Here is a 21,581-nt window from a genome sequence, read left to right as displayed (position 1 = left end):
ATGCAGACGTCAGCCCCAGACACTCACACCGATCTGCGCGACGCCTTGCGCGCACTTTGCGCGCAGTTTCCGCCAGAATATCATCGCAAGTTCGGCGAGGATGAAACCTACCCCGAGGAATTCGTCGATGCGCTGACCCGCGAGGGCTGGCTCGCCGCGATGATCCCAGAAGAATACGGCGGCTCGGGTCTGGGCCTGACGGAAGCCTCGATCATCATGGAGGAGGTGAACCGCTGCGGCGGCAACGCGGGCCATTGCCACGGGCAGATGTACAATATGGGCACGCTGCTGCGGCATGGTTCGGAGGAGCAGAAACAGAAATATCTGCCCGGCATCGCCAGCGGCGAATTGCGCCTGCAATCCATGGCCGTGACCGAACCGACCACCGGCACCGACACCACCAAACTGAAGACCACGGCGGTGAAAAAGGGCGACCGGTATGAGATCAATGGCCAGAAGGTCTGGATCAGCCGTATCCAGCATTCCGACCTGATGATCCTGCTGGCACGCACCACGCCGCTGGCCGAGGTCAAGAAGAAATCGCAGGGCCTGTCGATCTTCATGGTCGATCTGAAAGAGGCGATCGGCAACGGCATGGAGGTCCGCCCCATCGCCAATATGCCCGGCCACGAAACCAATGAAGTGTTTTTCGACAACCTGGAAATCCCCGCCGAGAACCTGATCGGGACCGAGGGGCGCGGATTTTACCATATTCTTGACGGGCTGAACGCCGAACGTACCCTGATTGCGGCGGAATGTATCGGTGATGGATACTGGTTCGTCGACAAGGCCCGCACCTATGCCGGCGACCGCATGGTCTTTGACCGCCCCATCGGCCAGAACCAGGGCGTGCAATTCCCTATCGCCAGGTCCTATGTGAACATCGAGGCCGCCAATCTGATGCGCTTTGAAGCCTGCAGGCGGTTCGATGCTGGGCTGGATTGCGGAGCACAGGCGAATATGGCCAAGCTGCTGGCTTCGGAGGCCAGCTGGGAAGCGGCCAATGCCTGCATCCAGACCCATGGCGGCTTCGGTTTCGCACGGGAATACGATGTCGAGCGCAAGTTCCGCGAGGCGCGCCTCTATCAGGTCGCCCCGATCTCGACCAACCTGATCCTGTCATATGTCGGAGAACATATCCTCGGCATGCCAAGATCGTTCTGAAGGCCAGGATTATGGGTGAGATCGACCTTGACGCGCTGGCGCCCTGGCTGGGACGCACCGAGACTAAAGAAGACGTTCTGACGGAGGGGCTGATCGACAAATTCCGCGCCACGCTCGGTCCGCATCTTTGGGACGGATCAGGCGATGTCCCGCTGGGAATTCATTGGTGCATTTCCCTTGATACCGTGCCAGCGACCGCCCTGTCAGAAGACGGCCATGCCGCAAGGGGTGGATTCCTACCCCCTGTCCCGCTGCCCGCCCGGATGTGGGCCGGCGGCGATGTTAAACATATCGCGCCGCTGAAAATCGGCGAAACCATCACCCGGCGCTCTTCGATCAGGGATATTGTGGCCAAGCAGGGCCGTAGTGGACCATTGGTGTTTGTGACCGTCGAACATGAGTATCTGAGTGGCAACCGGCTTTGTATCCGGGAGCAGCAAACGATCGTTTATCGTGAGATTTCCACCCCCCGCACGGGCGAGAGCGCAGCTGACGCGGGTGACCCCACCACGCTTAGATCGACGCTGACACCGGATCCTGTTCTTCTGTTTCGCTATTCGGCGCTGACGTTCAATGCCCATCGCATTCACTATGATTACGTCTACGCCACCGAAACCGAAGCCTATTCCGGGCTTGTTGTGCATGGCCCATTGCAGGCCACGCTGCTTCTGAATCTGGCGGCGGATGCGTTGAAAACATCGCCCCACCGGTTTTCGTTCCGCGGCCTCGCGCCACTCACCCTGCCCTGCGAATTGCAACTGCACAATGAAGAGACCGGCACCTCCGGGACAGTCTGGTGTCAGGATCAAAACGGTCTTCGAAGCTTTTCCGCAGAGTACGCGGCTGTCTGATCGGTTTCCTTTGGTAGCGGATTCAGTTGTTGACCAATTTTTCTAACATCTGTTAGGCTGCGCGGAGAGACTTGGTAAAATAGACCAGGCAAACCTCTGAATTAAGAGGTGGGAGGAGGAACGATGCGAGGAAAACTCGTAACCAACGGAAAACCGTGCGGTCAGGCTATGCGTGCCTCCATGAGGTGTTGGGGAAAAGCACGGGTTGTAACATGACCACGAATAACGGGCACGTATCGTCACCGCTTGCGGTGCGTGGCGCAACTTTGAAATTTGGCGGTGTGACCGCGCTCGACGATGTGAGCATCTCCGTGGCCGACGATGAATTGCTTGCAATTATCGGTCCGAATGGTGCCGGAAAAACATCACTTCTGAACGTGACTGCGGGCTTCTACCGTCCGCAGAAGGGCCGTGTCGAATTGTCCGGGCAGGACGTGACCGGCCTGCGTGTTGACCAGATCGCCCGGCGCGGTCTGGCGCGGACGTTTCAGGGCACCCATCTTTTTGCCGGGCAGACGGTGGTGGAAAACATTATGATCGGCCGCCACATGCTGATGAAATCGAATGTAGTCCAGGCCTTTTTCCAGTTCGGTCCCGTGATGCGCGAGGAATCGGAACATCGTGAAGCCGCAGAGGAGATCATCGATTTTCTCGAGATCGAGGCAATCCGCAACCGGCCCGTGGGCACGTTGGGGTATGGGTTGCGCAAGCGTGTCGATCTGGGCCGTGCATTGGCGCAGGAACCGTCGATCCTGCTGATGGATGAACCGATGGCCGGCATGAACTCGGAGGAAAAAGAAGACCTGGCGCGCTTCATTCTCGATGTGCGCGAGGCGCGCAAGATTCCGGTAGTTCTGGTGGAGCACGACATGGGCGTCGTGATGGACCTTGCCGACCGGATCGTGGTGCTGGATTTCGGGCGGGTCATCGCCGAAGGCACCCCGGAAGAAATCCAGAAGGACCCGGCTGTCATAAAGGCATATCTGGGGTAGCGGCATGGTCAAACAACGGACAGCAATGGTCTTTTCGGACCCAGCAGTGACACATAGCGAAACCCTGCCGCAGGTTTTGCTCGCGCGAGCGACATCCACACCGACCAACCTCGCCGAACGGCACAAGCGCCTGGGCATCTGGCGTGAATTCACCTGGGCCGATGTTCTTGACAGGGTTCGCGCCCTGGCTCTCGGGTTGGAGAACCTGGGCTTGTCGGCTGGCGAATCCGTCATGATGATTGGCGAAAACGAACCCGAACATTTCTGGGCTGAATACGCCGTCCAGTCGTTAGGCGGCAAAGTCCTGTCTGTCTATCCGGATCAAAACGCTGAAGAGATTCTGTATCTGGCCGAAGACTCGCAAACGCGGGTTTTTCTGGCGCAGGATCAGGAGCAGGTCGATAAATGCATCGAGATTGCGGGCAAGTACTCGGGCGCCCTGGCGGTCGTTTACTGGGACGATTCCGGTCTGTGGGGCTATGATCATCCCCTGTTGCATTCGTTTGAAAGTGTGAGCGCGGCAGGGCGTCAGATCCACGCCAAGGAACCCGCCAGATTTGAAGAACACGTAAAACGTGGACGGGCGGACGATACCGCCTTGCTGTCCTATACTTCGGGGACCACGGGAAAACCCAAGGGCGTTGTCATCAGCCATCGCTACCTGTTCGACAATTGCTCGCGGGTGATGGGGGCAATCGAAATCGCGCCGGGCACCGAATACCTGACCTACATTTCGCCTGCCTGGGTCACGGAACAGATTTTCGGCCTGTCGATCGGTTTGATCGCGCCCATGGTCGTCAATTTTCCCGAAGGCCCTGAAGACGTACTGACCAACATTCGCGAACTGGCGGTTGATGCACTGGTGTTCAGTCCGCGCCAGTGGGAAAACCTCGCCTCCATCGTTCAGGCCCGGATGCTGGGCGCGGGCAAGTTCCGCAATGCGATGTACAATTGGGGCATGAAGGTTGGCCGCAACGTTTACGTCGAGCGGCTGGAAGGGCGTAGCCCCAGCCTTGCCGCACGCCTGCAGCTTCCCTTTGCCGAAGCTCTGGTGCTGCATCACCTGCGCGACAATCTTGGCCTTGGTAAGGCCAAAAACGCAATGAGCGGCGGCGCCCTGATGGCACCTGACGTCTTTCGTATGTTCCACGCGATGGGGGTTAAGCTGCGCAACGTGTATGGCGCGACCGAAATCGGCCTTCTGACCGCGCATGTCGGCGAAAGCTATCAGCTGGAAACCAGCGGCAGCTGGATGCAAAGCAACACGAACTACGGCGAACCGCTGGAATACAGGGTCTCGGACGAAGGGGAGCTTCAGGTGCGTGGCGGATCGGGCTTCGGCGGCTATCACGGCAAGCCCGAAAAGACCGCAGAGGTGCTGACCGAAGACGGTTGGTACAAGACCGGTGATGCGGTCTCGATGACCGACGACGGCGAGCTATTGTTCTTTGACCGTGTCAAGGACATGCGCCGCCTGGCAAACGGTCACAGCTATCCGCCGCAGTTCATCGAAACGCGGTTGCGGTATAGCCCCTTCATCAAGGACCTCATGACATTGGGCGACGAACGCCGGAATTTCGTCAGCGCGCTTATCAATATCGATATGGAAGTTCTCGGGCGTTGGGCGGAAGAGAACAAGATCAGCTTTTCGACCTACACCGATCTGTCGCAGAAACCCGAAGTTCTGGACCTTATCAAAGGCGAAGTGGCGCGCATCAATGCGCTCCTGCCCGAAGGCTCGCGCGTGGCACGTTTTGCGAATTTTCCCAAGGAACTCGACCCGGATGAAGGCGAGTTGACCCGCAGCCGAAAGCTTCGCCGGGCCTTTCTGGAGGAACGGTATGCCAAGCTCGTCGAGGCGATCTATGCTGGCGATGACGAGACAGATCTCGAAATCGCTGTGACCTATCAGGACGGTCGTCAAGGCGTTCTCAAGACCACGGTTCGCGTGTCGGATGTTGAAAACGCATCGAAGGCTGCCAAGCGGCAGTCCAAATCTTAAAGGAGGTCGGCGACAATGGTCTATTTCATCAATGACATCATTACCGGGGCTTTGATCGGCCTTCTGTATTCGCTGGTGGCCATGGGCTTTGTTGTGATTTATCGCGCCAGCAAGGTGTTCAACTTCGCGCAGGGCGAGCTTGTGATCATCGGCGGGTTCATCGTCTGGTTCACAACGATGCAAGCGGGGCTTAGCCTTTGGTTGTCGATACCCCTTTCGCTGGTTCTGGCCGGGCTGGTCGGGTACGCAATCGAACGGATTTTCCTGACAAAGCTGATCGGTGAATCGGTTTTCTCGATGGTCATGGTCACCGTCGGTCTTCTGATCCTGCTGCGCGGTCTGGTGCTGCTTGTGTTCGGTCCCGCCGTGCGGCCCTTCCCGATCATTTTCCCGCTGAAACCCTTGTTCCTCGGCGACATGTTGATCCCGATGAACCTCCTGATAGGCGGGATCATCACCATTGTCGCCGCCGTCGGCCTGTCGTGGTTCTTCAACCGGACCCGGTCCGGCCTGCGGATGACCGCCGTGGCGGAAGACCACGTCGTGGCCTCCTCGATGGGCATTTCGGTGAAAGGCTCGATTGCCTTTGCCTGGGTTCTCGGGGCAATCCTGTCCACAATTGGTGCGATGATCTTTCTCAGCGGCAAATCGCTGACCTTCCTGGCCTCGGATATCGGGTTCGCGGCCCTGCCGGTGGCGCTGTTTGCCGGGCTGGAATCCATCGGCGGGCTGATCCTTGCGGGCGTGATTATCGGCATCGTCCAGAGCCTGACAACCAACTATCTTGACCCGCTGATCGGAGGGTCACTGGGCAGCGTTGTCCCCTATATCATCATGCTTGCCATTCTGCTGATCCGACCGACCGGCCTGTTCGGCTGGCGCACAATTGAACGGGTGTAATCCATGGACCCTTCCGGCGTATTCCCGACAAGCTATCGCAGTGACAGACGTTTGATCCGAACGCGCTGGCAGTTTCTGGCCCTCGTCGTATTCATGGCTCTACTGCTGTTGGCGCCTTACCTGGTGAGCAGCCGTATCATCGCTATCCTGAATATGATGATGATCAGCGCCGTCATCGCCGTCGGGCTTCAGATCTGCACCGGCTATGCGGGCCAGATCAACCTGGGTCAGGCGGCTTTCATGGGGGTCGGGGCCTATACGGCCTCGATACTGGCCTCGAAGACCGGCCTTACGTTTCTGCTGACCATTCCTCTGGCCGGGCTCTCGGCTGCGCTGTTCGGCTTTCTCTTTGGCTTGACCGCGGCGCGGATCAAGGGGTTCTATCTGGCACTGACCACGATTGCAGCTCAGTTCCTGTTCCACTTTGCCGTATTGAACCTGCCGTCTACCTGGCTGGGTGGATCGAACGGTATCACCGTGCCCCCGGCCGAGCTTTTCGGGCTGCGATTTGTCAGCGAATCTTCGCAGTTCTATCTGAATTTCGCGGTCACCGCGATCATGGTGGCGGGCGCGTTCGGGATCGTTCGGTCACGCTTCGGCCGTGCCTTCGTGGCGGTCAGGGATGATGACGTGGCCGCGGGTATAATGGGGATCAATGTCGCGGCCACAAAGGCAAATGCCTTCCTGATCGGCGCTTTCTATGCGGGCGTCGGCGGGGCGCTTTGGGCCTATCTGATCCGCTTCGTGGGGGTAGACCAGTTCACCCTGTTTCACTCGATCTTCTTCGTCGCGATGATCATCGTCGGCGGGATGGGTTCAATCGTGGGGGCCCTGATCGGCGTCTTCATTATCCGCATCATCCAGGAAATTATCGCGACGGTCGGCCCCAATATCGCCGACTCGGTATCATTCCTTGGCGGTGACATCGTGTTCGCTGGCATGAATGTCGTTCTTGGCGGCGTGATCGCATTGTTTATGATCCTCGAACCCAAGGGGCTGATGCACCGCTGGAACATCCTGAAGTCGTCATACCGTATCTGGCCGTTTCCTTACTGAGAAATAGAGCGGCTCTAAACCTGGGAGGAAGAATATGACTTACCAATCGAATCGAGGTCTTCGCGGCTTTCTGGCTGCGGCTGCCTTGGCGGCCGCGGCGACCATGCCTTTGAAGGCGCAGGCCGAAGAGACCTATAATCTGGCCCTGCTGTCGGACTTTTCCGGCCCTTATGCTGACATCATGCCCATTCTGGCCGGCGGACGTGAGGCTGTGTTCACCTGGTGGAATGAAACCCGCGGCAAGGAACTTGGCGTCACGCTGAACTACAAAAACTACGAAACCCGCTATGACGCGGCACAGGTGGCAAGTCTCTGGCCCGGGATCAAATCGGAACTGGACCCGATTGCGGTTGTCGGCCTCGGCGGGCCCGACGTCGCGGCCCTTTCCGAACGCCTGCCGGAAGACAAAATCCCGATGTTCATGGCCACAGCGGCCTACGGTTTTGCCTGGCAACCGGATGCCTGGATTTTCAACCCACGCCCGACCTATTCGCACGAAAGTGTCGGCTTTCTGAACTGGATGCGTGAACAGCGCGGCGGAGACGAACCGCTCAAGGTTGCGATCCTCGCCTCAGAAGCATCGCCTGCCTATGTCGACATGGCAAAGGGCATTGAACTCTATGCCGAAGAGCACCCCGAGGAGATCGACCTCGTCGAGGTCATCTATACCGAAGTTCAACCCACCGATCTGACGGGGCAAATGCGCCGCGTTGTACGAGCCGGGGCCGAGGTGCTGGTAATCCAAACGAACACCTCTATCGTGGTTGCCGCGAAACGTGGGCTGCAGGCCAACGGGGCGAACATCCCGATCATGATGAGTTCGCATAACGGGCTTCCAGCCTCGGGTAGCGCGCTTGGCGGGCTTGAGCAAATGGAGGGGGACTTTGAAGCCTACGGCATGGTGATTGCGGCCGATGAGGACACTCCCGCGCGACAATTCTACGAGACATTGGTTGCCGATTACGGACTCGAAGCACCTTGGAACGTCGTGACCGCAATGGGCGTATCTCAGGGTCTCTATACCGTGACCGTGATCGATCACGCGATCGAGGCGAACGGCGCCGAGGGCCTGACCGGAGAGATGGTACGTGAGGCGCTTTTTGCCAAACCGATCACCACCGAAGAAACCCATGGGTTCCTGCCGACCTTGTCCTTTACGCCAGAAGCACCGTTCCCATTGGAAGGCCTCAAAGTGAATGTGGGCACCGTCAAAGATGGGAAAATCACCATCGCGGCAACGGGTGTCGACGTTCCGCAAGTTGAGAAATGGTGAATTAATCCGGGCGCCGCAGTCGCGGCGCCCGTTCTGATCCTTAGCCCCGGGCAATATGACCATGCTGGAACTCAACAACGTAGAGGTGACATATTCCGACGTCATCCTGGCGCTCAAAGGCGTGTCCATGACAGTCCGTGCGGGACAATGTGTTGCTCTGCTCGGTGGCAATGGCGCAGGAAAAAGCACGACGCTTAAAGCCATCTCGGGAACGCTCAAATCCGAGGATGGAACCGTTTCGGCGGGGTCCATCGTTCTGGACGGAACTCCCATTCAGAACATGGAAGCCTCGGAAGTCGTGAAGAACGGTCTCATCCATGTGATGGAAGGGCGGCGCGTTTTGCGGCATCTGACGTCAGAGCAAAACCTGATCGTCGGCGGGCACATGGTGCCCAACTCCGCCGAGCTGAAAAAGCGCCTGGACCATGTTTACACCTTGATGCCCCGGCTTGCGGACCTGCGCAACCGCACCTCTGGCTTCATGTCTGGTGGCGAACAACAACTGCTGCTGATCGGCCGGGCCATGATGGCCAGCCCCAAGATCATCGCGATCGACGAACCGTCGTTGGGATTGGCCCCGATGATGGTCCGGGATGTTTATGAAGTGCTCAAGCAGCTCAAGTCAGAAGGCACGACCTTCTTCCTGGTCGAACAAAACAGCGCCGCGGCGCTATCGATCGCCGACTATGCCTATGTGATGGAGAACGGCCGGATCGTGATGGACGGCCCTGCCGACAAGCTCGCTGACAACGAGGACATCAAGGAATTCTATCTCGGCGTAACCGCATCGGGCGAGCGCAAAAGCTATCGAGATATCAAACACTATCGCCGCCGGAAGAGATGGCTGGGATAGAAAGGAGCGAAGATGAGTAACCTGCTTTCCATCAAAGGTCGTACCGCATTTGTAACCGGAGCGGGGCAAGGCGTTGGTCGGCAAGTCGCGCTTTATCTGGCGGAACACGGAGCCGGTGCCATCGTTGTCAACGATTTTCACGCCGAACGGGCCGAAAGCGTTGCCGCGGAAGTGGAGGCAGCGGGTGCAAAGGCTCTGCCGCTCGCCTTCGACGTCTCGGATTTCGACGCGGTTGGCGCGGCGTTTGCCGAAACGCAGACCACATTTGGCGGCGTGGATATTCTGGTCAACAATGCGGGCAACGCCGGGCCGACATCGCGGCTCGACGATCTGGTCCCTTTTTGGGAATCCGATCCCGATGAATGGCGCCGCTGGATGGCCACCAATTTCGATGGGGTGCTGAACTGCACCCGTCACGCCATGCCGTTGATGGTTAACAGTGGCTATGGGCGCATTGTGACCGTCATTTCCGACGCCGGCCGTGTCGGTGAACCGCATCTGGCGGTTTATTCCGGGGCCAAGGCCGGTGCGGCCGGCTTCATGCGGGCAATTGCAAAGGCCGGCGGCCGGTTCGGGATCACCGCGAATTGCGTCGCCTTGGGGGGCACAAGAACTCCGGCTGTCGCCGACCTGATCCCGGATGCAGAGACCGAGAAGCGGGCATTGTCGCAATACGTGATCCGCCGTCTGGGCGAGCCGGAAGACCCCGCCGGAATGATCCTGTTCCTCTGCTCGGATGCTGCCAGCTGGATCACCGGACAGACCTATCCAGTGAATGGTGGGTATTCGTTTGCCTGCTAGAGTAGACATCGACCAACCGCCGCCTCTAGGTGGCGTCGTCCGAAAAAACGCTGTCATTATCTGCCCCGAGTTCAGGGGGCAGATTCGGTGTTGCGGTTTCGAAGCCATCAAATTTCAACGGCTGGACAATAAAAGTCTCGGCCTTGCCGCCGTCATGCGTAATCTTGCGCAGCAGCTGGCGCGCACGCACATGGGGGTCGTCCAACGTTTCGACCAGGGAATTGACCGGACCCCATGGCACCCCCGCCTTATCCAGAAGGTCGCCCCATTCGGCGCGCGTCTTGCCAACCAGAATCGCCGCGATTTCTTCGCGCAGCGCGGCCTTGCGGGCGACACGGTCGCGGCCTGTCAACGGCGCAAGATCCGCCCTGTCGATCACATCGCAGAACGGTTTCCAGAACCAGTCCTCATGCGCGATGGACAAGGTCAAGAGCTTGCCGTCTTTGCAGGTGAACACGCCATAGCCCGGCTCGGCGATAAATTCGCCCAGCGGTGTTCCATTGGCGGCGGGAACGAGGAATGCGGTCAACATCGAAACCACCGCATCCGACATGGACACGTCCACGTAACGCCCCTGCCCTGTGCGCTGGCTCGACACCACCGCCGACAGGATTGCGATCGCCGCGAACAACGCCGCGCCAACATCCGCAAGGGGGATCGGCGGCACAGGGCCGGGCTGCTTTGCATCGGCCTGATCGGCCAGCAAACCGCCAACCCCTTCATAGCTCAGGTCATGGCCAGCCCTGTCACGATAGGGGCCGTCCTGCCCGTAACCCGAAATCGATACATAAACCAGCCGCGAGTTGACACTACGCATGTCCTCGAAACCGGCACCCAAGGCCGCAAGCTTGCCAGGGCGGAACCCTTCGACGATGACATCCGATTCCTTGGCCAGTTCGCGAAACCGTGCCAGCCCCTCGGCCGATTTCAGATCCAACGCAACGCTGCGCTTGCCTCGGTTCAGTGCCCGGAACAAGGGCGGAAATTGCCGGGCCGGATCACCGATGCCCGGGCGTTCAATCATGATCACCTCGGCTCCCATGTCGGACAACAGCATTGTGGCATAGGGACCGGGAAACTGTTCGGCAAGGCTGAGGATTTTCAGGCCGGCCAGGGGTGCAGTGCTCATATCAATCTCCAGTTCTTTTGTTTTCCACGTGCGGGTCCGCCCGAGTGCAGCGTAAATCGCCGCAAAAGACAAGGCGAAAAACCAATAATATGTATAATTATCAGGAGCTTAGCATGAGTGAGGCAAAGCAGACGCTATTCGTTGAGCGGGTCGCAAAAACTGAATGGATTACCTTCCAGCGCACCGAACAGCTCAACGCAATGTCAACGCAGATGCTGCGCGAGATGGCGGCAGCACTGGAATCGGCGCTGGCCGACGATGGGGTGCGTACAATTGTCCTGACCGGCTCTGGCCGGGCATTCTGCGCCGGTGCCGATCTGAAAGAAGTTGCTGGCGCCAAACATGCACCAGGCGAGCCGGATCTTCTGGATCTTGTCGATCACACGTTTGGGCTTATGCGACATGGCCCGAAACCGGTGATCGCCGCAGTGAACGGGCTGGCGATGGCGGGCGGTTTGGAAATGGTGATGGCCTGCGATCTGGTCTTTGCCGCCGAAAGCGCGCAACTGGGCGACGCACATTCCAACTTTGGCGTCTTTCCCGGGGCCGGCGGTGCGGCGATCCTGCCGCGTAGGATTGGCCTGAACCGCGCGAAATACCTGCTGTTCTCGGGCGAGAACGTTTCGGCACGGGACATGATGGACTGGGGACTGGTGAACAAGGTCGTCGCGGACGAAGACCTGCGACAAGCGGTGCAGGCCTTTACCGACAGGCTGGCAGAAAAAAGCCCGGCGGTCTTACGCCGCATGAAGACGGTTTCCAATCGGTCGCTGGACGTGGACGAAACCGCCGCGCTTTCCGAAGAGATGCTGAACCTGCGCGCGCACATGCGATCCTGGGACATGCACGAGGGTCTGTCGGCGTTCAATGAAAAACGAAAACCGCAGTTTCGCGGATACTAGGTCAGGAGGACAAACGATGCAGGACATTTACATCGTTGGCATCGGGATGACGCCGTTCGGAAAGTTCCGGGACAAAACCATCAAGGACATGACCGGCGAGGCCGTCGCCGCCGCGCTTTCCGATGCCCGAGTGACGGCAGATCGTATCGACGGCGCATTCTTCTCGAACGCGGTGCAGGGCCACATGGAGGGCCAGCACATGATCCGCGGCGAAATCGCGCTGCGTGAAATGGGCATTCAGGGCATTCCGGTGGTGAATGTCGAAAACGCCTGCGCCAGCGCCTCGACCGGGTTCAAACTGGCAGTCGATTTCCTCAAGGCCGGCAATGGCGACTGCTGTCTCGCCGTGGGCGCCGAAAAGATGTATTCTGACGACCGTGCGTTGATGTTTTCGGCCTTCGACAGCGGCTGGGACGTCAGCAACAGCGAAGAGGTCGCGCAACGGCTGGCCGATCTGGGTGCAGGGGTCGAGGAACCCGAAGGATCGAAATCGCCCAAGCCCTACAGCGTGTTCATGGATGTCTACGCAGGCTTCGCCCGGCTGCACATGAAGACCTTTGGCACAACTCAGGAACAGTTCGCCGCCGTCGCCGCCAAGAACCATGCGCATTCCGTGCATAATCCACTGGCGCAATACCGAGAAGCCATGAGCGTCGATCGGGTATTGGCCGCGCCGCCGATCACCTATCCGCTGACCCTGCCGATGTGCGCCCCGATCTCGGACGGGGCCGCTGCGGCCGTTTTATGCACCGGCGAGGGGATAAAACGTCTGGGCCTAGATCCCGCGCGCGCGATCAAGGTCAAGGCCGCGATCCTGCGCTCGGGCACCGATCGTCCGCCGGAAGATTACAAGAACCACCTGACCCGGCTTGCCGCGCTTGAGGCCTATGAACAGGCCGGGATCGGCCCCGAGGATATATCGGTGGCCGAAGTGCATGACGCCACGGCCGTGGGCGAAGTGATCCAGATCGAGAACCTCGGATTTGTCGAATTCGGCGAGGGCGGTCCCGCCAGTCTGCGCGGCGAGACAAAGATCGGTGGACGCATTCCGGTGAACCCCTCGGGCGGGTTGGAATCCAAGGGCCACCCGGTCGGTGCCACAGGGATAGGGCAGGTTTTCGAACTGGTCACGCAACTACGCGGCGAAGCTGGCGCGCGTCAGGTCGAAGGGGCAAAGAACGCCATCGCCGAAAACGGCGGGGGGTTGCACGGGGTAGAAGAAGCGGCCGCCTGCGTCACCATTCTGGGCCGTTGAAACAAGGAGACGAACCATGGAAAACGTGATCGCCGCCGCTCAGGCAATCTATACAGATGAGCAACGCATGTTGCTGGAAAACTTCCGCAAGATGGCCGAGGCAGAGTTCGCGCCGCTGGCCGAGAAATACGAGAACCTCGGCCACCCCCCCGATGCGAAAACCCTGAAGTCCCTGTTCGCCAAGGTCGAGGAATTCGGGCTGATCAGCGGCCTGATCCCCGAAGAGGACGGCGGTGCCGGAATCGACCGCATGACCTATGGCATCCTATACGAGGAACTGGCCCGGATATGGGCCGATCTGGCAATCGCGGTGCTGATTCAGGGTCATGCCGTGTTCGCGGTCAACCTCTTGGGAAATGTGGCGCAGAAAGAGGCCTATCTGAAGCCGCTCCTGCGCAGCGAACGGATCTGTGCCACCTGTATTTCCGAACCAGAGGTCGGTTCGAACGTACGCGAGGTCAAGACACGTGCGGACCGCGAGGGCGATAAGATTTTCGTCACTGGCCAGAAGCTCTGGATTTCCAATGGGGCCCAGTCGGATTTCGCCATCGTTGTCTGCAATCTGGACGACGGTATTTCCATGGTCATCGTCGACCGCGATACCGGCAACTACGAGAGCCGCGAATTGCGCAAGCTGGGGCTTGTCGGTGCATCGACCTGCGAATTGTTTTTCGACCGTGCCGAAACCAGCGCTGACCATGTTCTGGGTAATGCAGGCGGCGGCCTGTTCCAGACATTGAAACTGTTTGAGAGCGCTCGCGTGTTTGTCGGCCTGACGAGCATTGGCATAGCGCAGGCGGCGTTGGAATGTGCCGTCAAATATGCGCAGGATCGCCAACAACATGGTAAGCCGATCGGCGGGCACCAGTTGATTCAAGGCTACCTGGCCGACATGGCCACGCACCTGGATGCCGCGCGCCTGTTGTGCCAGCGCGGGCTGCAACTTCTGGACCTGGGCGTGCGCTGTGACACCCAGACCTCGATGGCGAAATGGTATGCAACCGAAATGGCCGTCGAAATCGCCGGCAAAGCGGTGCAGATCCACGGCGGCAACGGCATCACCAAAGAGTTCCCCGTTGAACGGCACTTCCGCAATGCAAAGGTCATGCCGATTCCCGATGGCACCACCGAAATCCAAAAACTGGTCATCGGGCGCAACCTGACCGGGCTTAACGCGTTCTGAAAAGGGCCTTGGCCGCCCCACCGTCGGCGCTCGTCAGCGTCGAGGGTGGGCACGACCCGGAGTGATCGCGATACGGGCGAAGAGTCAGTAGGACTTGGGCATCCCCAATGCCTTCTCGGCCACGTAGGAGAGGATCAACTCCTCGCTGACCGGCGCGATGAAGTTCAGTACGCTTTCGCGAAAGTAACGCTCGACGTGGTATTCCTGCGCGAAGCCAAAGCCGCCGTGGGTGCGCACCGCGCGGAATGCCGCTTCGTAGGCCGCCGAGCCGGCGAGGTTGCGCGCGGTATTGGCCTCCAGCCCGCAGGGCTTGCCCTGATCGTAAAGCGTGGCGGCTTTGTAGGTCATCAGTTCCGCCGCCTGAAGGCGCATCCACACCGAGGCCAGCGGATGCTGGATCGCCTGGTTCTGGCCGATTGGACGGTCGAAGACGACGCGTTCGCGCGCATAGGCGGCCGCCTTTTCCAGTACGTACATCCCAAACCCGACCGCAGCCGCGGCGACAATGATCCGCTCGGCATTCAGCCCGTGGAGCAGGACCTTGAAACCCTCACCTTCCGCGCCGATGCGGTCCTCTTCGGGCACCTCCAGCCCATCAATGAAGATAGCGTTGGAGTCGACCGCCTTGCGGCCCATCTTGGCAATTTCATGCACGTCGATCTTGCTGCGGTCGAAATCGGTGTAGAACACTGACATGCCGTCGGTCGGTCGCTCGCAGTCCTCGATGGGCGTGGTCCGGGTCACCAGCAGGATGTGATCTGCGCGCTGTGCGGTCGAGGTCCAGACCTTGCGCCCGTTGACCACATACCCACCGTCTTCGCGTCGGCGCGCAAAGGTCGAGATATGCGTGGTATCAAGGCCGGCGTCCGGTTCGGTTACGCCGAAGCAGGAGCGGTGCTCTCCGCGGATCAGAGGCGGCAGCATTCGAGCCTTCTGTTCGTCGGTGCCGAAGCCGACCACCGGTTGCAGCCCAAAGATATTGATATGCACCGCGGAACTGGCCGCCGCGCCGTAACGCCCGATCTCCTGCATGACCAGCGATGCCTCTGTGATACCCAGGCCCGATCCGCCATACTGCTCTTCCATCGTGACGCCATAGAAACCGCCCTTTGCGATCTCGGCCGCAAAATCTTCGGGGAAGGTCCCGGTTCGTTCGCGTTCCAGCCAGTAGGCATCGTCGAAACGCGAGCAGATCCTGGCCACCGCGTCGCGGATGGCCCGTTGCTCTTCGGTGAGATCGAAATCCATGCGATCACTCCTTCTTCTGACGTGGGTGTGGTTCGCCCGAATGCTCGGGCGGGGCGGGTTCCGCCATATGCGGGCGCCAGGAGCCGGGATCTCCTGTGGCGAGATTGCCGAACTGGCGCTCGGCGGAAAAGACGTCGCTGCGGATCTGCACGAGGTGAGCCATGACCGGGCGGCCTTCGGGATCGAACAAGCGCGAGACCACATGGGCCACCGGCTCGCTGAGGGTGATGCCCAACAGGTGCGCGGTGGCGATGTCGGCCCGAACGATGGTGATGATCTGGTCGCCCGACAGATCCGTCATGCCGGTGTGGTCGCGCAGCAGTTGCGAATATAGCTGCGTTTCGTCAGCGCCCTCGGGCAGCATCTCGAAATAGCGTTGCGGCAGCCACAGATCGACCAGCGAATACGGCTGCTGCCCGGCGTGATGGCGCTTGCGCACATGAACCAGCGGCGTTTCCATCCCCGTCAGGTCGCGGCCAAGATCGGGAAGCTCCTTACAGGGCGCACGCGACAATATATCTATACGCACCTGTGCCCCGAGCGTCAGCGGATCGTAGGCGGGCGCACGTGGCTCGCTCTCCTCGGCCGCCGCAGTCACGAAGGTGCCCAGTCCGCGCGTGCTGTCGATCATGCCCTCATTGCGCAGAACCCCAAGAGCCTGGCGGACGGTTTCGCGCGCCAGGCCGTATTCGTCGCGCAGGGCCGGAAGGGTTGGCAACTGGCTGTGTATGGGCCAATCGCCGCAGCGAATCTTTTCGCGAAATAGGCTTGCGAGCTTGAGATACAAGGGGATGCCGTCACGCTGCCGAAGCAGTTCCCTGGCCGAGCCTTCCTCCGGGCGGGGACAGTGGCCGACGCCGGTGGTCCGGGTGCCGCTCAAGGCTGGTCGCCGGACCGAGGCACCGCTCCTGTCAGACCGTCGTTTACCGACGAGTCCTGCTCGGGTTGCACAACGACACCGGCCTTTATCAGTTGAGCAACCCTTTCCGGTGAGAAGCCGAACTCTTCCAGGATCGCCGTGCCCTGTGCGCCAAGGGCAGGTGCCGGAAGATCGGGGCCCATCTCGACGCCGCGCATCGTATAAGGGCTTCGGACCCGGCGCATCGGCCCCTGCTGGGGATGGTCATAATCTTCTATCAGGCCAACGGCGCGGACATGCGGATCGTCGGGCAGGTCCTCCATCGCCATCACTGGGGCATTGGGAATATCGAGGGCATCGAACAGCGCCTGCCACTCTGCGGTGGTCCGCTGCGGCAGGATATGCGTTACAACAAGTTCATAGAGTTCGGGAAAATGCCGCTGTGCGGTCGCCGCGTCGGTCATCATGGGGCCGTCGGCCACGTCGTCGCGACCCACAGCACGCAGAAACCGCTGCCATTGATCGAATTTGTAGATCCCGTGCGCGATGAAACCGTCGCTGGTTTGCGCTGGTTTGCGGAATGGACTCATGACCCGCGCATAGCCGAACCCGCCTTCCGGAGGCCGGAAGGCCGCCCCGTTGAAATGCTGGCTCAACATCACCGATATCATCGTTTCGAACATCGGCGTTTCGATGTAGCACCCTTCGCCGGTGGTGCGCTGCCGGAACAGGCCGGCCAGCATCGCCTGACCCAGCGCCAGCCCGGTGATCTTGTCGGCGGCCACCATCGGCACAAAGGCGGGGGCACCTGCGTTGCGCCCGTTGGCCTCGGCCAGACCCGACCGGGCCTGAATCAGGTCATCGAAGGCGGGCAAGTCGGCATAGGGCCCGTCCTGCCCGAACCCGATCGCGGCGCAGTAGACGATGCGCGGATTGACCTCCCGCACGGCGTCATATCCAAGACCCAGCCGCTCGATCGCAGGCACTCGCATATTGTGAACCACGATGTCCGCCTGACTCAGCATCTCCAGCAGCGCCGCACGCCCTTCGGGGGATTTGAGATCAAGCGCAATGCTGCGTTTGTTCCGGTTCACCGCCATCCACTGAGCGGTCATACCCGGCACGCGCGAGGCGCCGAGGCGCCGATAATAGTCGCCTTCCGGCGCTTCGACCTTGATCACATCAGCGCCGAAATCGCCCAGGAACTGGGTGGCGTAGGGGGCCAGGAGAATATGGCCCAGCTCTACCACGCGCACCCCGTCGAGCATTTGAAACATGATTCCCCCCCCCGGCACCGGATCGGCTGCACCGACCGCACGCTACAAAAGACTAAAAGACTGTATTGCTAGTTTTTTTGCACGGGGAGCGTTGACATGCAAGGGGGCCTTGCTAAGTTTGGCGCCACAATGAGGCTAAGGCGGCTCGTTTCCGGCGTGGAAATCGCCGATGGAAATGGCCCGAAATAGCGCCAAAAAAAAGGGGGGGGGTGGCCGCAATGGAACCGCCGAAGAAAAGGGGGGGCGCGCGCGGCCTGTTGGCCGTTTCGCGGGGGCTGGCCGTGCTAGAGACCGGGTTTGCGGCGCTGGCCTGTGTCGCACTGGCGGTGATCATGCTGATCGTGGTCGTGGATGTTGCGATGCGCTACGCGCTTTCGATGCCACTGGGCTGGTCCTACGACCTGATCGGTCTCTACCTTGTGGTCACGGTATTCTTCCTGATGCTGCCCGACACACTCCATCATCACGGGCACGTGGCAATCGATCTGTTCCAAAACATACTTCCGCGACGGGTTCGCCATCTGGGGCAGGCGGTGGGCTATGCTGCAGGGGCAGTTGTCATGGCGCTGATCGCGTTCGAGGCCTGGGGCCGCTTCCAGAGCGCCTATGCCGGGCAGGACCGGATCGCCGCGCTGGTCCCATGGCTGACCTGGCCGGCCTATCTGGTCGTCCTGATTGGCACCGCGCTGCTGACGCTGCGCCTGATCTACCGGGTGGTCGGGCACGCGTTTTCCATCTTCTCGCGCCACGATCTGGTTGAAATGCCGCCCCCGCCCGAGACCACCGCGCTCCAAGGGGAGGACGTCCTGTGACGGTGGCTCTGGTAATTGCGCTTCTGGCCGGGCTGCTTGTGATCGGGCTGCCGGTGGCCTTGGCAATGGCGATTTCGGGGTCTGTAGGGCTCTATCTGTTCGGCGGCATGGCGGTACTGGGCGGCATCCTGAAGACTGCACCCCTAAGTACCGCGAATTCCTACGAAATCATCACCATCCCGATGTTCATCCTGATGGCCGAATTCGTGATCATCTCGGGCGTGGCGCAAGATCTCTTTCGCGCTGCAACCATTTGGGTCGGCCGTCTCCGCGGCGGCCTGGCCATGGCTACCGCGGTAGCCGGGGCGGGCTTTGGCGCGATCTCGGGGTCGAGCACGGCAGCGGCGGCAACGCTGGCATCCACTTCGATCCCGGCGATGATCGACGAAGGCTACGACCCCAAGCTGGCCAGCGGCGTCGTGGCGATTTCGGGCACACTGGCGATGTTGATTCCGCCATCTGTGGCGCTGATTCTCTATGGGATCATTGCCGATGTCTCGGTCGGACAGCTGCTGGTGGCGGGGGTGATACCGGGGATTCTGGTCGCTCTGACCATCATGGCCACGGTCGCGGTTCTGGTGCGGATTGATCCCTCGGTCGCGCCTGCCGGCCAGCCTTACAGCTTTCGCGATAAATTTGCGTCGCTGTCGCGTGTCGGGCCAATGCTGCTGCTGTTCCTGGCCGTCACCGGCACGATCTACTCGGGCATTGCCACGCCGACCGAGGCATCGGGGATCGGCGCCTTCGGCGCGATGCTGCTGGCGCTGCACGAGCGCAAACTGGGATTCAGCCAAGCCTGGGGTTGCCTGAGACGGGCGGCGCAGACCACCTGCATGATCCTTTTCGTGATCCTCGGCGCGCATATCTTTGGCTATTTCTTCACCCTCACGCGGGTGACCAACGATTTGACCCAATGGATCGGCGGCCTTGGTATTTCGCCGATGGGGGTGATGGTGGTGATCCTGATCATCTACGTCTTTCTGGGTGCCTTCATGGACCAGATCGCCATCCTCATCCTGACGGTGCCGGTGCTTTTGCCGCTGGTCCTGTCGCTGGGCTTCGACCCGATCTGGTTCGGGGTGATCGTCGTGGTGACGGCCGAGGTCGGCATGGTCACTCCGCCGCTGGGCATGAATGTCTTTGTGGTGGCCCGATATACCCGGCGACCCTTGGGCGAAATCTTTCGCGGGACGTTTCCGCATGTTCTGGCGCATTTGCTGGTGATCGCGTTGCTCACTGCATTTCCCGTGCTGGTGCTGTGGCTGCCCTCGACAATGAACTGACGACGTCGGCCTGCGCAATAGCGCCAGTCCATAACCCTAAAAGACAGGAGGAGAATGAAATCATGACCAGAATATCCAAATTCCCATCGCCCTTACGGACAGCGGGCTGGGCCCTGAGCGTTGCCTTGCTACCGCTCGCCGTGCAGCCGGTTGCAGCGCAGGAGATCGAACTGCGCGCGGCCGACAGCCTGCCCACCGGCCATTACATTGCCCAGAGCCTGATCGAACCTTTCATGGAACGGGTGAGCGAGCGGACCGGGAAAACCGAGTTCGCGTACTTCCCGGCTCAGCAACTCGGCAAGGCCAAGGACCTGCTCTCGCTGACCCAGACCGGCGTGACCGATATCGGCTATGTCGGCCCCTCCTATGTCAGCGACAAGATGCCCCTTTCGGCGGTCGGGCAGTTGCCCGAGGCGTTTTCGACGTCGTGTGAGGGCACGATGGCCTATTGGGAGATCGCCAAGCCCGGCGGCGCGCTAGACCAGGCCGAATTCGCGCCGAACGGCGTGCGCCTGCTGATGGCGATGGTGCTGCCGCCCTACAACCTGCTGACGTCGAGCCGTGAGATCACCGGTTTGGACAGCATGGACGGCCTGAAGATCCGCAGCACTGGCGGCGCGCTTGACCTGACCGTCCAGAAAATCGGCGGCGTGCCGGTGCAGATGCCGGCGCCCGAAGTGCGCGAGGCGCTGTCGCGCGGGACGATCGACGCCGGGCTCTTCCCCTATCCCAGTGTCACCCCTTACGGAATGGAAACATTCCTTGACTGGGGTACGCAGGGGATGAACTTTGGTTCCTTTGTCGCGACCTACGTGATCAGGCAGGAAAAGTGGGACAGTCTGCCCGAAGACGTCCAGCAGGCGATCACCGAGATCGGCGAAGATTTGACTAGGGAAGGATGCGAAACTGCCGACCGCCAGAACCTTGAAGTCAAGCAGCAGATCGCCGAGGCGGGCGTGACCTTCGTTGACCTGCCCGCCGGAGATGTCGAAAAGCTGAACCAGATCCTGTCGACGGTTGGGTCCGAATGGGCCGAGCAACTCGATGCCCAAGGCAAGCCCGGAACCGAGATCCTGGAAGCCTTCCGGTCCGCGCTGAAAAGGAACTGATACCAGATCGTGGTCGGCCCGGCTCCTGTGTCGGGCCAGGCCACCAAAAACGCGCAGAAGTCAGCCGGTGGGTGCATCTGAATCCTGCCCTTCGACACTCAGCCTGGTCGTCCGTTATGCAGCTGAAGTCCGGGCGAGCCGTGCATACGTTCGGCCACATTGATCTGGCGTAGATGCGCCTCGCCGGTCCCGATCTCGGCGACGAGTTGATGCGCGAACGGCGCGGGCGAATTGGGTTTCGGCGATATGGCGCAGATGGGCGGCAGCGAGAGTGTCCGACCTTTTGTGTATGACTGATCCGGTCCATGCTTCATCGAAAGGACGCATGAATGACCATCTCGAAAGAAATCCTGGATGGATAACGTACAGGATCTTCCGCACATTTGATTCCGGCGATGGTTCCTTTCAGACTGGCTGACCCGGACGGTCAGAAGGATATACTTGGGACAACGATCATGCAGCGCCCGGCCCAACCGGAAGAAGTAGCCGGGGCGGTGCCGTTTCTGGCGTCCGACGAGGCATCCTATATGACCGGATCCGAAATGGTGGTCGATGGCGGCTATACCGCGCAGTAAAATGGGCGGAGCCGGAAGCTTGGGACAGGCGGGTCCGGTTGGCCGCGAACCGATCCT

At 60.3% G+C, this 21,581-nt stretch carries 20 protein-coding genes; 16 read left to right on the top strand and 4 right to left on the bottom strand.

Features of this window, described 5'->3' with window-relative positions; translation table 11 throughout:
• From M4578_RS21870 to M4578_RS21830, 9 genes are all read left to right on the top strand, one after another.
• Entirely contained in the window at positions 1-1,164 is a 1,164-nt protein-coding gene (locus M4578_RS21870) for an acyl-CoA dehydrogenase family protein (protein WP_027264395.1), read from the top strand.
• 11 nt (positions 1,165-1,175) lie between these two features.
• The gene (locus tag M4578_RS21865; protein ID WP_027264394.1) at positions 1,176-2,015 is read left to right on the top strand and encodes an HTD2 family dehydratase; all 840 of its coding nucleotides are present in this window, start codon (positions 1,176-1,178) and stop codon (positions 2,013-2,015) included.
• Positions 2,016-2,227: 212 nt separating this feature from the next.
• Positions 2,228-3,007, top strand: coding sequence for an ABC transporter ATP-binding protein (locus tag M4578_RS21860; protein ID WP_028288584.1), 780 nt, complete (start codon positions 2,228-2,230; stop codon positions 3,005-3,007).
• A gap of 4 nt (positions 3,008-3,011) precedes the next feature.
• Positions 3,012-5,009, top strand: coding sequence for an AMP-binding protein (locus M4578_RS21855; protein ID WP_223228100.1), 1,998 nt, complete (start codon positions 3,012-3,014; stop codon positions 5,007-5,009).
• Positions 5,010-5,024: 15 nt separating this feature from the next.
• Complete coding sequence (locus M4578_RS21850; RefSeq protein WP_027264391.1) at positions 5,025-5,909, top strand: branched-chain amino acid ABC transporter permease; 885 nt, start codon at positions 5,025-5,027, stop codon at positions 5,907-5,909.
• Between the two features lie 3 nt (positions 5,910-5,912).
• Entirely contained in the window at positions 5,913-6,965 is a 1,053-nt protein-coding gene (locus M4578_RS21845) for a branched-chain amino acid ABC transporter permease (protein WP_027264390.1), read from the top strand.
• Between the two features lie 34 nt (positions 6,966-6,999).
• Positions 7,000-8,238, top strand: a complete 1,239-nt coding sequence (locus M4578_RS21840; RefSeq protein WP_027264389.1) for an ABC transporter substrate-binding protein — start codon at positions 7,000-7,002, stop codon at positions 8,236-8,238.
• Between the two features lie 61 nt (positions 8,239-8,299).
• Complete coding sequence (locus M4578_RS21835; protein WP_027264388.1) at positions 8,300-9,091, top strand: ABC transporter ATP-binding protein; 792 nt, start codon at positions 8,300-8,302, stop codon at positions 9,089-9,091.
• 12 nt (positions 9,092-9,103) lie between these two features.
• Positions 9,104-9,892, top strand: coding sequence for an SDR family NAD(P)-dependent oxidoreductase (locus tag M4578_RS21830; protein WP_027264387.1), 789 nt, complete (start codon positions 9,104-9,106; stop codon positions 9,890-9,892).
• A 25-nt stretch (positions 9,893-9,917) separates the two neighbouring features.
• Here M4578_RS21830 and M4578_RS21825 read toward each other — a convergent pair whose 3' ends face one another.
• Entirely contained in the window at positions 9,918-11,021 is a 1,104-nt protein-coding gene (locus M4578_RS21825; RefSeq protein ID WP_036051655.1) for a CaiB/BaiF CoA transferase family protein, read from the bottom strand.
• A gap of 113 nt (positions 11,022-11,134) precedes the next feature.
• On the opposite strand from M4578_RS21825, the gene M4578_RS21820 reads away from it, so the two are divergent.
• Genes M4578_RS21820 through M4578_RS21810 form a run of 3 tightly spaced genes read left to right on the top strand, consistent with a single transcriptional unit; the run spans position 11,135 to position 14,361 of the window.
• On the top strand, positions 11,135-11,923 hold the full coding sequence (locus tag M4578_RS21820; RefSeq protein ID WP_027264385.1) for an enoyl-CoA hydratase/isomerase family protein: 789 nt from the start codon (positions 11,135-11,137) through the stop codon (positions 11,921-11,923).
• Positions 11,924-11,939: 16 nt separating this feature from the next.
• Entirely contained in the window at positions 11,940-13,178 is a 1,239-nt protein-coding gene (locus M4578_RS21815) for a thiolase family protein (RefSeq protein ID WP_027264384.1), read from the top strand.
• Between the two features lie 16 nt (positions 13,179-13,194).
• Positions 13,195-14,361, top strand: coding sequence for an acyl-CoA dehydrogenase family protein (locus M4578_RS21810; RefSeq protein ID WP_036051588.1), 1,167 nt, complete (start codon positions 13,195-13,197; stop codon positions 14,359-14,361).
• 84 nt (positions 14,362-14,445) lie between these two features.
• Here M4578_RS21810 and M4578_RS21805 read toward each other — a convergent pair whose 3' ends face one another.
• The 3 genes from M4578_RS21805 to M4578_RS21795 are packed head-to-tail and all read right to left on the bottom strand — an operon-like array spanning position 14,446 to position 17,745.
• The gene (locus tag M4578_RS21805) at positions 14,446-15,609 is read right to left on the bottom strand and encodes an acyl-CoA dehydrogenase family protein (protein WP_027264382.1); all 1,164 of its coding nucleotides are present in this window, start codon (positions 15,607-15,609) and stop codon (positions 14,446-14,448) included.
• A gap of 4 nt (positions 15,610-15,613) precedes the next feature.
• Positions 15,614-16,489: a GntR family transcriptional regulator gene (locus tag M4578_RS21800; protein ID WP_027264381.1), complete on the bottom strand. Its 876-nt coding sequence runs from the start codon at positions 16,487-16,489 to the stop codon at positions 15,614-15,616.
• A complete protein-coding gene (locus tag M4578_RS21795) occupies positions 16,486-17,745 on the bottom strand; it encodes a CaiB/BaiF CoA transferase family protein (protein ID WP_071974357.1) in 1,260 nt (419 codons plus the stop codon). Before M4578_RS21795 ends, M4578_RS21800 begins: the two co-directional genes overlap by 4 nt.
• A 281-nt stretch (positions 17,746-18,026) precedes the next feature.
• Between M4578_RS21795 and M4578_RS21790 the strand changes: the two genes are divergently transcribed.
• From M4578_RS21790 to M4578_RS21775, 4 genes are all read left to right on the top strand, one after another.
• A complete protein-coding gene (locus M4578_RS21790) occupies positions 18,027-18,557 on the top strand; it encodes a TRAP transporter small permease (RefSeq protein ID WP_223228832.1) in 531 nt (176 codons plus the stop codon).
• A gap of 2 nt (positions 18,558-18,559) precedes the next feature.
• A complete protein-coding gene (locus tag M4578_RS21785) occupies positions 18,560-19,840 on the top strand; it encodes a TRAP transporter large permease (protein WP_223228101.1) in 1,281 nt (426 codons plus the stop codon).
• 62 nt (positions 19,841-19,902) lie between these two features.
• Positions 19,903-20,949: a TRAP transporter substrate-binding protein gene (locus tag M4578_RS21780; RefSeq protein WP_036051585.1), complete on the top strand. Its 1,047-nt coding sequence runs from the start codon at positions 19,903-19,905 to the stop codon at positions 20,947-20,949.
• A 395-nt stretch (positions 20,950-21,344) separates the two neighbouring features.
• Positions 21,345-21,524 carry an SDR family oxidoreductase gene (locus M4578_RS21775; protein ID WP_027264377.1) on the top strand — a complete coding sequence of 60 codons (180 nt, stop codon included), beginning with the start codon at positions 21,345-21,347 and terminating at the stop codon, positions 21,522-21,524.
• The last annotated feature ends 57 nt before the right edge of the window (positions 21,525-21,581 follow it).

The organism is Salipiger pentaromativorans, from assembly GCF_024721115.1.
Classification (GTDB): Bacteria; Pseudomonadota; Alphaproteobacteria; order Rhodobacterales; family Rhodobacteraceae; genus Salipiger; species Salipiger pentaromativorans.
This window is presented reverse-complemented; position numbering and strand designations above follow the sequence as displayed.